Below are 14,147 nucleotides of genomic sequence, written 5' to 3'. Positions count from 1 at the left end.
CATTGTCGGCCCTTTTTTTTGCTTATTCACCATCACGCCACAGCGCCTGCAATTCTGGCGGCGCCACCTGTTCCGGAATCAACAGCACAATGGTGCCGACCTCGCGGTGGGTCGCATACTGAATCTGAATGCGAAAATAGCGTTGATCGCCACGTCCCACCTCAGGTGCTTTCTCTTCCGGTTCGCCCAGCGGCATCGCCTGCTCAAGCGCACGACAGACCCGCTGCTTTTCCGGCGGCGGCAGTTCACCCAGCGAAAAACGGCGTTCAGCACGCAGGCCCGGCATAAAAGCGAGGCCTCCTTCACGCGCCACGATGATGATGGCGTCATCGGTGAGTTCGGGCAGATCACTCATAGCACACCGACCTCTTTCCACGCCTGCTCAATCGCGCTGGCAACGGAGCGGTTAAAGCGTTTTTCGCCATGCTGAACGGTAACGCGGGCAAAGGTTTTAAAATCGGCATCCTGCGGCAGTTCGTCATCGCACAGGGTGTCATACCAGGCGTGACCCGCCAGTTCCCACGCATAGCCGCCCAGCGCTTTCGCCGCCAGATAGAAGGCGCGGTTAGGAATACCGGAGTTGAGGTGCACGCCGCCGTTATCTTCGCGGGTCTGAACGTAATTATCCATGTGCGCCGGCTGCGGATCTTTGCCCAGCATCGGGTCGTCATAGGCGGTGCCGGGGGCAGACATCGACCGCAGCCCTTTGCCATTGATACCGCTGGCCAGCAGACCTTCACCGATGATCCAGTCAGCCTGATCGGCACTCTGTTTTTTACTGAACTGTTTGACCAGCGAGCCAAACACATCGGAGAGTGACTCGTTCAGCGCACCCGCCTGCTCAAAGTAGATCAGACCGGCTTCATTCTCGGTCACGCCGTGCGTCAGTTCGTGCGCCACCACGTCGATCGCAATGGTAAAACGATTAAAAATCTCGCCGTCACCATCACCGAATACCATCTGCTGACCGTTCCAGAAGGCGTTCTGGTATTTATCGCCGTAGTGGACCGTCCCGAGCAGTTTCAGTCCCTGGTTATCCAGCGAGTTGCGCTGATAGGCCTGCCAGAAAAAGTCATAGGTGGTGCCGAGATAATCCCAGGCTTCGCCAGCGGCGACATCGCCGGTTTCCGGCTGGCCTTCCTGACGAATCAGCTTACCGGGCAGGGTTTGCTGATTTTGCGCATCATAAATTTCGCGATCCACATGGCCGCCCGCTGCCGTTTTCGCCACGGTCGGCTTTTGCCAGTGTTCAGCCATCAGATGCTGTACATGAGTCAGGGTGCGTCGCGCCTGTTCCTGCTGGTGGCCGGAGCCGTGCGCGATAATTTTGCGGAGGATATAGGGAGGAATAACGCTAAAGGCCATATGAAACTCCTTGGCAACAGGGATGTGCCAAAAAGTATAGACCGGTCAGTAAAGATACACCTCGTCGATGCCTTAACCGGCAACACCATACCCGGTGAGCTGCCGGTCTGAAACCAGCAGGGCGATCAGGAAGCGGCTTTGCGGCGACGCTTTTTCTCCGGCAACAGCTGGGTCACCTGGCTCTCAACCCAGCCATCATCCAGACGGGTGCGCAGCAGATCGCCATTCTGCAGCTGCTGGGTTTTTTTCACTACCTGACCTGCGGTATCGGTGGTGACGCTGAAGCCGCGCGCCAGGGTCGCTAACGGACTGACGCCTTCCAGCTGCGCCACCCGCTGGCCGAACTGCTGCTTATTGGCACTTAGCTGTTTCTGCATACTCTGCTGCAGACGATAGTGCCAGCTTTGCAGCTGCTTCTGCGCTTCAAACAGACGCTGCTGCGGCTGCTGTGCCGTCAGCCGGTGCGTCAGGCGATCCTGCTGCCGGCTGGCGTGGCGCAAGCCGGTTTCCATCGCGTCAGTCAGTCGCTGCTGCAGGCGGAACAGGGCGGTCTGCTGGCGGGCGAGTCGTAACTGAGGATGCTGCTGTTGCAGACGGTGCTCCAGCCGGCTGTAGAGCCGCTGCTGGCGCGCCAGATAGTAGTCCATCGCCATCTCCAGCCGCTGTTGCTGCGACTGCAGCTGACGCAGCAGCTCAAGCTGATTACGGCTGACGATCTCGGCGGCGGCCGAGGGCGTAGGCGCGCGCAAATCTGCCACAAAATCGGCAATCGTGACGTCAGTTTCATGGCCGACGGCGCTGACTATCGGAATACGGCTGGCAAAAATCGCCCGCGCGACCCGTTCGTCGTTAAAGCTCCACAAATCTTCCAGTGAGCCGCCGCCACGGCCGACAATCAATACGTCGCACTCATTGCGCAGGTTAGCGATCTCAATCGCCCGGACGATTGCGGCAGGCGCATCAACGCCCTGAACCGGCGTGGGATAGATCACTACCGGCAAGGAGGGATCGCGGCGATGCAGCACCCGCAGCACATCGTGCAGCGCCGCGCCGGTTGATGAGGTGATCACCCCCACCTGGCGCGCCGGATCGGGTAGCGGTTGCTTATGCTGCGGTTCGAACAGGCCTTCGGTCGCCAGCCGCGCTTTCAGCAGTTCAAACTGCTGCTGCAGCAGTCCTTCACCGGCCGGATGCATACTTTCGATAATCAGCTGATAGTCGCCGCGCGGCTCATACAGCGTGATGTTGGCGCGAACCAGCACCTGCTGACCATGCTGCGGACGAAAGGTGACGCGACGGTTGCTGTTGCGGAACATGGCGCAGCGCACCTGGGCACCGTCATCCTTCAGGGTGAAGTACCAGTGACCGGAAGCGGGTTGGGTGAAGTTGGAGATCTCGGCGCTCAGCCAGACCAGGCCCATCTCCTTTTCCAGCAGCTGACGCACTGTGGTGTTAAGACGGCTGACGGTAAAAATATTGGCGACGGGTGGCAGCGACATGTGACGAAGATCAAATTCCAAATCAGTAGGTTAATTCATCGATACTACAGGGCTGATAGCGCGGATCAAGCGTTTTTCTGAAATAATGCTGGAGGCAATCGGTTACGGCCTGTATAATGCCGCGGCAATATTTTATCTATTCTCATTCACCCGAGGTGGAGTATTGCCATGTTAAGAATCGCTAAAGAAGCACTCACTTTCGACGACGTTTTGCTCGTTCCTGCACACTCCACCGTCCTGCCGAATACGGCCGATCTCAGCACTCAGCTGACCAAAAACATCCGTTTAAATATTCCGATGCTCTCCGCTGCAATGGACACCGTGACCGAAGCGGGTCTGGCGATTGCGCTGGCGCAGGAAGGTGGTCTTGGCTTCATTCACAAAAACATGTCAATTGAACGCCAGGCGGACGAAGTGCGCAAGGTGAAGAAACATGAAAGCGGCGTGGTGACTGAGCCACAAACCGTGCTGCCAACCACACCGCTGGCCGACGTGAAAGCGCTAACCGAGCGTAACGGTTTTGCCGGTTACCCGGTAGTAAACCGCGACAACGAACTGGTCGGTATCATTACCGGTCGTGACGTTCGCTTTGTTACTGACCTCTCACAGCCGGTATCTGCGGTGATGACCCCGAAAGATCGTCTGGTGACGGTGAAAGAGGGTGAAGCGCGCGACGTAGTGCTGCACAAAATGCACGAAAAGCGCGTTGAAAAAGCGCTGGTGGTGGATGACAGCTTCCATCTGCTGGGCATGATCACCGTAAAAGATTTCCAGAAAGCCGAACGTAAACCTAACGCCTGTAAAGATGCGCAGGGCCGTCTGCGTGTCGGTGCCGCCGTAGGTGCCGGCGCCGGTAACGAAGAGCGTATCGATGCGCTGGTTGCGGCTGGTGTTGACGTGCTGCTGATTGACTCCTCGCACGGCCATTCCGAAGGCGTGCTGTCACGTATTCGTGAAACCCGCGCCAAATATCCTGACCTTGAAATCGTCGGCGGCAACGTGGCGACCGGTGCTGGCGCACTGGCGCTGGTAGACGCGGGCGTCAGCGCCGTGAAAGTCGGTATCGGCCCGGGCTCCATCTGTACTACCCGTATCGTCACCGGCGTCGGCGTGCCGCAGATTACCGCCGTTTCTGATGCGGTAGCTGCACTGGAAGGCACCGGTATTCCGGTCATCGCCGATGGCGGTATCCGCTTCTCTGGCGACATCGCTAAAGCAATTGCTGCGGGTGCATCCTGCGTGATGGTCGGTTCTATGCTGGCCGGAACCGAAGAATCGCCGGGCGAAATCGAACTCTATCAGGGCCGTTCGTTCAAATCTTATCGCGGCATGGGTTCACTGGGCGCGATGTCGAAAGGCTCATCTGATCGTTACTTCCAGACTGATAACGCCGCCGACAAACTGGTGCCGGAAGGCATCGAAGGCCGCGTGGCCTATAAAGGCCGCCTGAAAGAGATCGTACACCAGCAGATGGGCGGACTGCGCTCCTGTATGGGCCTGACCGGCTGCCCAACCATTGATGACCTGCGCACCAAAGCGGAATTTGTCCGCATCAGCGGTGCCGGCATCAACGAAAGCCATGTCCACGATGTGACCATTACCAAAGAGTCACCGAACTACCGCATGGGATCGTAATCCCGTAAGATTTCCCGCCCGGCTTCAGCCGGGCGCTTTTATTTATCAAGTCACCGTTCTGGAAACCCCTCAATGACGACGGAAAATATCCATAAGCATCGCATTCTGATTCTCGATTTCGGCTCTCAATATACTCAGCTGGTGGCACGTCGCGTGCGCGAACTGGGTGTCTACTGTGAACTCTGGGCATGGGACGTGACCGAAGAGCAGATTCGCCAGTTCAATCCGAGCGGCATCATCCTCTCTGGCGGTCCGGAAAGCACCACCGAGCTGAACAGCCCGCGTGCGCCTGAATATGTCTTCAGCGCTGGTGTACCGGTGCTGGGCGTCTGCTACGGCATGCAGACCATGGCGATGCAGTTGGGCGGTAAAGTCTCCGGTTCCAGCGAGCGTGAGTTCGGTTATGCGCAGGTTGAAGTGACCACCCCAAGCGCGCTGGTACGCGGTATTGAAGACGCGATCAGCGCCGCCGGTAAACCGCTGCTGGATGTCTGGATGAGCCACGGTGACAAAGTGACCGCCATTCCGGCTGACTTCGTCACCGTTGCCAGCACCGAAACCTGTCCGTTCGCCATCATGGCCAACGAAGAGAAGCGTTTCTACGGCGTGCAGTTCCACCCGGAAGTAACCCATACCCGTCAGGGGCTGCGGATGCTTGAGCGTTTCATTATCGATATCTGTGAATGTGAAGCACTGTGGACGCCGGCTAAGATCATTGAAGATGCGGTTGAGCGCCTGCGTGAGCAGGTCGGCAATGACAAGGTCATCCTTGGCCTGTCCGGCGGCGTTGACTCCTCTGTGACCGCGATGCTGCTGCACCGCGCCATCGGCGATCGTCTGACCTGCGTATTCGTGGATAACGGTCTGCTGCGCCTGAACGAAGCGCAACAGGTGATGGATATGTTTGGCGACCACTTTGGTCTCAACATCATCCATGTGCCGGCTGAGATGCGCTTCCTGGATGCACTGGCGGGTATTGATGAACCAGAAGCTAAGCGTAAAACCATCGGTCGCGTCTTTGTGGAAGTCTTTGACGAAGAAGCGCTGAAACTGCAGGACGTTAAGTGGCTGGCACAGGGCACTATCTATCCGGACGTGATTGAATCAGCCGCCTCTGCCACCGGTAAAGCGCACGTCATCAAATCGCATCATAACGTCGGTGGCCTGCCGAAAGAGATGAAGATGGGACTGGTTGAGCCGCTGAAAGAGCTGTTCAAAGATGAAGTGCGCAAGATCGGTCTGGAGCTGGGCCTGCCGTACGATATGCTTTATCGCCATCCGTTCCCGGGCCCAGGTCTGGGCGTGCGCGTGCTGGGCGAAGTGAAGAAAGAATATTGCGACCTGCTGCGCCGTGCCGATGCGATCTTCATTGAAGAACTGCACAAAGCCGATCTTTACAACAAGGTCAGCCAGGCCTTCACCGTCTTCCTGCCGGTACGTTCGGTCGGTGTGATGGGCGATGGCCGCAAATATGACTGGGTGGTTTCACTGCGTGCAGTGGAAACCATTGACTTCATGACTGCACACTGGGCGCACCTGCCGTATGAATTCCTCGGCCGCGTCTCTAACCGCATCATCAATGAAGTCAACGGCATCTCCCGCGTGGTGTATGACATCAGCGGCAAGCCACCGGCGACCATCGAGTGGGAATGATTTCGCGTCTGGCAACAGCCGGCACGGTTAAGCAGTAAAGCCCCTCTAAGCCCGCGTAACTGCGGGCTTTTTTGTTTTTGTGTCTGGCACTTTCTGGCAGCGGTTAGCAACGGGAAGCACGGTTTTTTCAATGACATTCAGGAGCAACGCTCTAACGTTAATGACCGTAATGACCGTAATGACCGTAATGACCGTAATGACCGTAATGACCTTATTAAATTTTTCTTTTCAGCCAGCCGGGTGATTGCTCACAAAAACCTTTGCCGGTAGCACGGATTATATCCTTCCTTCGCACTACGATTCCGATACGACTAATGAGTCGCGCTACGTTAAACCGGCTTTTGGCGCTGACTTATCATTTGGCATAGAAACAAGGGTAGGCGTCGCCTGAGTTTGCATAAAGAACTCCGTAATTAAGAATGCGCTAAATAAAGGGTTGTTACCTATCCTCTGTTTTCATCGCTGGTGGCTCAATTACGTTATTTCACTCTTGTATTGAGATAATTATCAAGTGTGAGCTATGCCGCAAAATTACGCTTAGATATTGATTTTGCTTTATCACAGAGATTAGGTAAAGCTAAATAATTGTCTATTTAGTATGGTAGTTGATTTGCTTGAAATATCGTCAATGCGTGGTCAGACAACCCTTCTGCACCGCTAAATGACTTTTGTTTTGATGATCACATTAATAAAAAAACATAATTAATTAGTTCAAAAACGTAATAGATTCTCCAGGGTTAGTTGTGTCAGAAAGTGTTCCACCCATACAAAAGAACCGGAGATCGGACCAGAATGAGCAATAACATAATGCAAAGCCGGCATGATGAATATCATAAATTAACCCGCGGAGAGCGTATTGGTTATGGAATGGGCGACTTTGCGCAAAACCTGGTGTTCGGTACCATAGGTGGCTTTCTGGCGCTTCACATGTTGACTGTAAATACAATCAGTACAGCCACAGCCGGATTTATATTTCTTTTTGTCCTTATTGTTAACGTGTTATGGGACCCGATGGTCGGGACTTACGTTGATAAAAGAAGCTCACTTGCCGGCAAATATCGTCCCTGGCTTTTAAGAGCAGGGGTTCCGCTGGTTATTCTTTCTGCTCTACTTTTTGCTCCCATTCCCGCTATCCAGGGTTCTGTCCCTTTTGCATTTGTGGTTTATTTAGCCCTGGATTTGGTTTATTCCGTAGTGAATATTCCGTATGGTTCACTTAACGCTTCCCTAACCAGAGATCCTGAATCTATTGATAAACTGACCAGCACACGTATGATGCTGGCTAATAGTGCCAATCTTCTGGTCTATACGCTATTCCCAATGTTTGTACAAATGGCTTCGCCGAAAGATCGAAGCCTGAAAGATACCGGTTTCTTTGGCCTTGAACTCAATATGGGCAACTATACCGATCCCTCAGCTAGCTACGCGTGGTTTGGGGTTTACTCAATCTATATGCTGATCGGCGCAGTGGCTCTTTTCATCTGTTATAAATTTACTAAAGAACGTGTTGTTGCGACGGCAGAACAAACCGCCAACGTAAAAGCAACAGATTTGTTCCATGAACTCAGACATAATCGGCCGCTGGTTATCCTCGGACTGTTTTTTATGCTGGCCTTTACCTTCATGTTTTTCATGAATACCGTAAATGGCTTTTTCAACCAATATGTTGTTGGCCACTCAGAGTGGATGGGTGCTATCGGCCTGGTCGCCTCAATTCCCGGTATTGTCTTCCCTGTTTTCTGGCCCAGACTGAAGAAAATTTTTGGCAAAAAAGGTTTCTTCCATCTGTTCCTCGGCATGTTTATTGTCGGTGAACTACTGACGTACGTCTGGTCACGCGAAGCAATGCATGATGCACTTTGGCTGGCTTATATCTCAACATTCATTAAGCAGTGGGGATTAAGTTCAGCGACCGGCTTTATGTGGGCGCTAGTCCCTGAAGTTGTTGCATATGGCGAATTAAAAACAGGAAAACGAAACGCCGCCATTATCAATGCCATTATGGGACTGTTTTTTAAAATCGGTTTTACCCTGGGTGGCGCGATTCCACTTTGGTTACTGGCAGCTTATGGTTTTAACGAAAAAGGGGCTCAGCAAAGTGCAAATGCTATCGATGGAATAATTATTACAGCGATTTGGGTCCCCATAATGTTAGCTGCCGTTTCAATGATCATCATTCAGGTTTATCCCATCTCAGACAAACATGTCACAGACATCAATCGTCAGCTTGATGAAGTACGTGTGTAGGTTGAATAAGTCACGATAACATTCAAAAGATATACAGCTTAAACTTAAAAAGGTGTGATTATATGTCTCTGATTCAAAACCCTATCTTACCTGGATTTAATGCTGACCCGAGCATTATCCGGGTAGAAGACACCTACTATATTGCAAACTCTACATTTGAATGGTTTCCGGGTGTTCGTTTACATGAGTCAAAAGACCTGGAACACTGGAACCTTCTCCCAGCCCCCTTATCAACAACCGCGCTTTTAGATATGAAAGGAAATCCTTCCTCCGGCGGGATTTGGGCGCCAGCGCTTTCTTATGCGGATGGCAAGTTCTGGTTAGTTTATACCGATGTGAAAGTTACAGAAGGCGCCTTTAAAGACATGACGAATTATCTGACTACAGCCACTAATATTCGTGGTCCATGGACAGATCCGATTAAACTGAATGGTGTCGGCTTTGACGCCTCACTTTTCCATGATGATGATGGCCGTAAATATATCGTTCAACAAACCTGGGATCATCGGGAGTATCATCATCCTTTTGATGGCATCACGTTAACTGAGCTTGATACACAGACGCTGAAAATAAAACCCCAGACTGCGCGAACGATTTATCGCGGCACTGCTGTTGCCCTGGTTGAGGGTCCACATCTCTACAAACTGAACGGATATTATTACCTTTTTGCCGCTCAGGGCGGAACCGTTTTCACTCACCAGGAAGTTGTGGCGCGTTCAAAAACATTAGATGCCAATAGTTTTGAAACACAGCCCGGTGAAGTGTTCTTAACCAATTTTGATACGCCAGACAGCTATATCCAAAAGCAGGGGCATGGCTCGCTGGTCTCCACCCCGAAAGGGGAATGGTATTATGCTTCACTTTGCGCGCGTCCGTGGAATCGTGCCGGTGAGTCCGCCTACGACCCGCGTGGCTGGTCTACTCTGGGAAGAGAAACCTCTATTCAGAAAGTGTATTGGGATAAAGATGGCTGGCCACGCATTGCAGGAGGCCACGGTGGACGGACGTTTGTCGAAGGTCCAACCGATGCGATTTATACCGAAAGCACAGGAGATCATAGCCAGTACGATGAGTTTATAACAACGACACTCGATCTCAACTGGAATACGCTCCGGGTCCCGTTCAGCGAAAAAATGGGATCGACGGGCGATGGAAAGTTAACCTTAACAGGCCAGGGATCGTTAGCCAATACTCATGACCTATCGCTGATTGCCCGACGCTGGCAAGCCTTTTATTTTGATGCGCAGGTTAAAGTCAAATTTGAGCCATTTAATTATCAGCAAATGGCGGGATTAACACATTATTACAACGACCGCCATTGGAGTTTTATTTTTATTACCTGGAATGAAATTAATGGGTCAGTTATTGAAATTGGTGAGAATAACCGTGGTAAATACACATCCTATTTGAAAGATGATGCCATTAAGATCCCAGAGGATACGCAGTATGTCTGGTTTCGCACCAGGGTTCGGAAGGAAACCTATACCTACGAATATAGTTTTGATGGCGTCAGTTTCACTGAAATCCCTGTCAAATTAGATTCGGCTATTCTTTCAGATGATTATGTACTGCAAAGTTATGGTGGGTTCTTTACTGGCGCATTTGTTGGCCTCGCTGTGGTTGATTATTCAGGTTATGCAGCCAGCGCAGAATTTTATCATTTCAGTTATCAGGAGCTTGGCGATTTCCTACTTGAAAATAACAGGTACAACTGGGAAGCCAGTGAGTCACGATTTAATTAAATAATAAAGTCTGAACTCAGACAATAAGTGCAACGCCAGCCTTGATGCTAAGGGGGCGTTGCACCTGAAGAACGCACCAGCCTGAGAGCTTGATTGACTGTACGCACAGAACTCACCAATCAACGCTTTGCTGGCGAGTGAACGAATGGAATAGAGTATCTGCCTTTATCAACCATCCTGTTTGATCATTCTGACTACGGAGACACCTATTACGCTAATTATTTAATTTTACCTCTGCGAAATAAAAAAATAAAATCCACTTGTTTTGGTAGAGTTGTTTCTGTTAATACCGAAACAGGATGGTTATTGTCTGAAGATATAATTAAATTGAGATAGCCATGAAAACTTTAAAAACACGCCCTTTAGTATTGGCGATAATTACCGCACTGTGCCCGGTTTCCGTTCTGGCACAGGAATTCACTCAGGAACAGATTGACGCCATCGTCGCCAAAGCGGTTGATAAAGCCCTGGCCGAGAGGCAGGCAAAAATCACTGCTGCCGCCGATAAAAATGTCGACGTTATTACCAACCCGCAAACCACTGCAGCCTCCCCGGATTTAGAAATTCCATTTGGTCTTAAATTCAGCGGTTACGCCCGTTACGGCGCCCACTTCCAGACGGGCGATCAGAAATATGTTGGCGTCGACGGATCCTATAACGGCGCCTCGGCTATCGGCCGTCTGGGTAACGAAAGTAACGGCGGTGAATTCCAGTTAAGCAAAGCCTTCAAAAGCGACAGAGGGGCTATCTGGGATCTTAACGTCATGTTTGACCACTGGAGCGACGAAGTGAACCTGAAAAAGGCCTATGTAGGCGTCACTAACGTCCTCGAATCGAACCCGAATGCCTATATCTGGGCTGGCCGTGATTTCCATCAACGTCCGCAACAGGGGATCAACGACTACTTCTGGATGAACCATGACGGCCAGGGGGCCGGGGTGAAAAATTTTGATATTGGCGGTATTCAGTTTGACGTGGCAACGGTGTCGCAGGTGAAATCCTGTAGCCCGGAAGTGTCGGCCGATGAGACTAACCCTTCACGTATTACCTGTACCGGTAGCTCCGACACCGGTGATGACGGTCATTATGCGCTGACCACCAAAACCCACGGCATCAAGGCCGGACCGATTGACGTCGAAGTGTACGCTAACTACGGCTTTGACTCGAAAGCGATAGACAACGATGAGCAGCTCGATGCCTGGCAGGGCGGTCTGGTGCTGAGCCACACCAACGACAGCGGAGTGAATAAAGTCATTTTGCGCTATTCCGATAACGCAGATAACAGCGTCTACAACAAAACGGACGATCTGACCACGGTCTATGCCAGCTTCGAGGGCAGTCATAAGTTTACCCGGCAGGCGCAGCTCGAATATTTGCTGGCCTTCCATGACTACGATGACGGCAAAGACAACACCGACAACCGTAAAAACTATGCTGCCATTGTACGACCGATGTATTTCTGGAACGACGTGCATTCAACCTGGCTGGAAGCTGGCTACCAGCGGGTGGATTACGATCGGGGCGGCGATAACAAAGGCTGGAAGCTGACGTTATCGCAGAACATCGCCATTGGCATGGGGCCTGAATTCCGTCCGATGTTGCGCTTCTATGTGACTGGCGGTCAGGTGGACAACACGCATATCACCAGAGTCGATGGTGCCAGCAACGAGCAGCTGGATTCGCTGAACGTCGGCGGCATGTTTGAGGCATGGTTCTAAGTGAGCTTATTAACCCCCCTGCCTGCCGGAATGGAGCGACATACCACCGACTGAATCCTGAGTGTTCTTAAGCCCGCCGCACAGCGGGCTTTTTACGGGTTGCTGCCGGCCGGACAGGTCATTCTGCCCGCAGTTTTAACCTTTCAGCGCATCCCCGGCCGCCGCTGGCGTTTTATTGTTCACTTTGACGAAATTTGCGCTATTCTGCTCTGCAGTAGAGAGACGCGCGCCAGACTTGTCGCCAGCCTTTACCCGCCGCTTTCGCTCACTATCCCAAAGCCGCCCCTTGTGAATCCGTCTGCTCAGCAGGCGTTGCCATTTTTTGTCTTCAGGAATGTTGTCATGCTTTCACTTAAAGTGTTCAGCCTGTTTTTTGTTGCCGTCTTACTGTTATCGCTGGGTGCCAGCATCGCGCAGGCCACACGCCACACTGATAACAGCGAAAAGGGGGGCTGGTGGTCGGCCCGCCGTGATTCGGCCGGTATGGCGCCCGATCCGCGCGCCATAGCCAACCTCGCTATCGTTCAGGTCTATGCCGCGCCGACCTATGGCTGGAAAGGTGCAGTTGCGGTTCATCCGTGGATCATTTTCAAGCGTGCGGGCGAAAGCCGGTATAACCGTTATGAGGTGATTAGCTGGGGCAGCGGCGATAAAGTCCGCCGCAACACCAATATCCCGGACGGTTACTGGTATGGTGCGAAACCGCGCCTGCTGGTGGAACACCGCGGTCCGGCGGCGGAAGCGATGATCCCGCAGATTGAAGCAGCAATTAAATCCTACCCGTGGCCGACCACCTATCACGCCTGGCCGGGGCCCAACAGTAATACCTTTCTGGCACACATTGGCCGTGAGGTACCGGCACTGAAGCTTGATCTGCCCGCTAATGCGCTCGGCAAAGATTACCGACCGCTGTGGCGTCCGATTGGGTTACCGCCATCGGGACGCGGATTGCAGGTGTCAATACTGGGCGTGGCGGGCGTGACAGTCGGCGCAGAAGAGGGCTTTGAAGTGAACCTGCTGGGGTTAAACATGGGGCTGGATTTCACGCCTTTCCGGTTACGTCTGCCGTTTATCGGCGGCCTCGGCCACGACAACCTTCAACAGAATAACCCGTAACAGTCCGGCCCCGTTCATCGGGGCCAGTTTTTATCAGCAGACGCCGAAGTCACCTTCTTCGTGATACAGATTCACGCTATCAGCCTTCACTTCAATCTCTTTTTTGGTCGCATCGTCTGTGCGTGCGCACCACAAAGTCTCGCCTTCAACTCGCAGCACCTGCATTTTTGGACCGCCGGTCTTTGACTGGACAAAATCATCCACTTTAAACATGTTGCCTCCACAGTTTGTTGTTCATTCTGGTCGCGTAAATCCACTGTTGTTGATTTTTTGCGTGCCGTTTTTCAGTTTATACCCTGACTGTTTTACCGCGAGAAAAAGTCTGCCCATGCTGAGCCGCATAATCTACATCTCATTAAGTTGTCAGTTGACAACCCATCGATTTAACGTCACGCTAGAGGCTCAAATGGTCAGAAAGCGACATCACAGTAAAGAGATTGAATCGGCTTTATGTTACGCCGAATCCCATGGATGGCGGGTAGTGCCGGGCGGCCATCATGCGTGGGGCAAGATGTACTGCCCGAAAAACCTGATGACCTGTCGGTGCGGCGAATTTTGTCTGACCTGCATCTGGAGTACGCCGAAGAGTGCGCAAAACCATGCCAATGCCCTGCGCCGCGTGGTTGATCATTGTCACTTTCTTACGGCCTGACACAGCAAAAGGAGCGGCTCATGGAATACCGTTTTACTTTACGATTTAGCCTGCCAGCGGAGCACGCCACGCAGGATGAGATGCTGGAGAATCTGGCACTGGCGGGCTGTGATGATGCGCTGGTCGGGCTCGGCGTACCGGGCAGAATTGCCCTGGAGTTTAGCCGTGAAGCCTCTTCTGCCAGCGAGGCGTTGATGCGCGCTGAAGCCGAGGTCGTCAGCGCCATACCCGGCGCAACACTGGCGGAAGCCGCGCCCGATTTTGTCGGGCTGACGGATGTGGCAGAATTAACCGGAATGTCGCGGCAGAATATGCGCAAACTGATGCTCAGCCACCGCCCGCCGTTTCCGTTGCCGGTGCATGACGGCAAAACTGCCATCTGGCATCTGGACGATGTGCTGGAGTGGTTAAGCCAGCGCGGTACCTATGCGCTGCCAGCCGCCATCGGTGAACTGGCGCAGGTGACGCGCCAGCGTAATCTCAAGCGAGCAACAGAACACAACCCGGGCCGCACCTGAGA

At 52.7% G+C, this 14,147-nt stretch carries 12 protein-coding genes; 8 read left to right on the top strand and 4 right to left on the bottom strand.

Annotated elements, in window-relative coordinates; genetic code table 11:
* Positions 1-22 precede the first annotated feature (22 nt).
* The 3 genes from AC6I8D_RS14780 to xseA form a co-directional block, all read right to left on the bottom strand.
* Complete coding sequence (locus AC6I8D_RS14780; protein WP_312055082.1) at positions 23-355, bottom strand: protealysin inhibitor emfourin; 333 nt, start codon at positions 353-355, stop codon at positions 23-25.
* Positions 352-1,365: a M4 family metallopeptidase gene (locus AC6I8D_RS14775; RefSeq protein ID WP_497820398.1), complete on the bottom strand. Its 1,014-nt coding sequence runs from the start codon at positions 1,363-1,365 to the stop codon at positions 352-354. Before AC6I8D_RS14775 ends, AC6I8D_RS14780 begins: the two co-directional genes overlap by 4 nt.
* A gap of 125 nt (positions 1,366-1,490) precedes the next feature.
* Complete coding sequence (gene xseA / locus AC6I8D_RS14770; protein WP_312055079.1) at positions 1,491-2,864, bottom strand: exodeoxyribonuclease VII large subunit; 1,374 nt, start codon at positions 2,862-2,864, stop codon at positions 1,491-1,493.
* A 168-nt stretch (positions 2,865-3,032) separates the two neighbouring features.
* On the opposite strand from xseA, the gene guaB reads away from it, so the two are divergent.
* From guaB to AC6I8D_RS14740, 6 genes are all read left to right on the top strand, one after another.
* Complete coding sequence (guaB, locus tag AC6I8D_RS14765) at positions 3,033-4,499, top strand: IMP dehydrogenase (RefSeq protein ID WP_312055077.1); 1,467 nt, start codon at positions 3,033-3,035, stop codon at positions 4,497-4,499.
* Positions 4,500-4,571: 72 nt separating this feature from the next.
* Complete coding sequence (gene guaA, locus AC6I8D_RS14760; protein ID WP_069728709.1) at positions 4,572-6,152, top strand: glutamine-hydrolyzing GMP synthase; 1,581 nt, start codon at positions 4,572-4,574, stop codon at positions 6,150-6,152.
* An 807-nt stretch (positions 6,153-6,959) separates the two neighbouring features.
* Complete coding sequence (locus AC6I8D_RS14755; RefSeq protein WP_497820689.1) at positions 6,960-8,399, top strand: MFS transporter; 1,440 nt, start codon at positions 6,960-6,962, stop codon at positions 8,397-8,399.
* A gap of 62 nt (positions 8,400-8,461) precedes the next feature.
* Entirely contained in the window at positions 8,462-10,141 is a 1,680-nt protein-coding gene (locus tag AC6I8D_RS14750) for a glycoside hydrolase family 43 protein (protein ID WP_497820397.1), read from the top strand.
* 338 nt (positions 10,142-10,479) lie between these two features.
* On the top strand, positions 10,480-11,859 hold the full coding sequence (locus AC6I8D_RS14745) for a carbohydrate porin (protein ID WP_497820396.1): 1,380 nt from the start codon (positions 10,480-10,482) through the stop codon (positions 11,857-11,859).
* Positions 11,860-12,201: 342 nt separating this feature from the next.
* Entirely contained in the window at positions 12,202-12,975 is a 774-nt protein-coding gene (locus AC6I8D_RS14740) for a DUF3750 domain-containing protein (protein ID WP_497820395.1), read from the top strand.
* Positions 12,976-13,008: 33 nt separating this feature from the next.
* Here AC6I8D_RS14740 and AC6I8D_RS14735 read toward each other — a convergent pair whose 3' ends face one another.
* Complete coding sequence (locus AC6I8D_RS14735; protein WP_497820394.1) at positions 13,009-13,188, bottom strand: GDFGVC terminal motif YodC-like protein; 180 nt, start codon at positions 13,186-13,188, stop codon at positions 13,009-13,011.
* A gap of 193 nt (positions 13,189-13,381) precedes the next feature.
* On the opposite strand from AC6I8D_RS14735, the gene AC6I8D_RS14730 reads away from it, so the two are divergent.
* Together AC6I8D_RS14730 and AC6I8D_RS14725 are read left to right on the top strand one after the other, a co-directional pair.
* Positions 13,382-13,627, top strand: a complete 246-nt coding sequence (locus AC6I8D_RS14730; RefSeq protein WP_072051000.1) for a hypothetical protein — start codon at positions 13,382-13,384, stop codon at positions 13,625-13,627.
* Between the two features lie 20 nt (positions 13,628-13,647).
* Complete coding sequence (locus AC6I8D_RS14725) at positions 13,648-14,145, top strand: helix-turn-helix transcriptional regulator (RefSeq protein ID WP_497820393.1); 498 nt, start codon at positions 13,648-13,650, stop codon at positions 14,143-14,145.
* Positions 14,146-14,147: the final 2 nt, after the last annotated feature.

The organism is Pantoea sp. X-Soil-MYKO-1785, from assembly GCF_059730675.1.
Note: the sequence above shows the minus strand (reverse complement) of the source record. Positions and strands in the feature narration are given on the sequence as shown.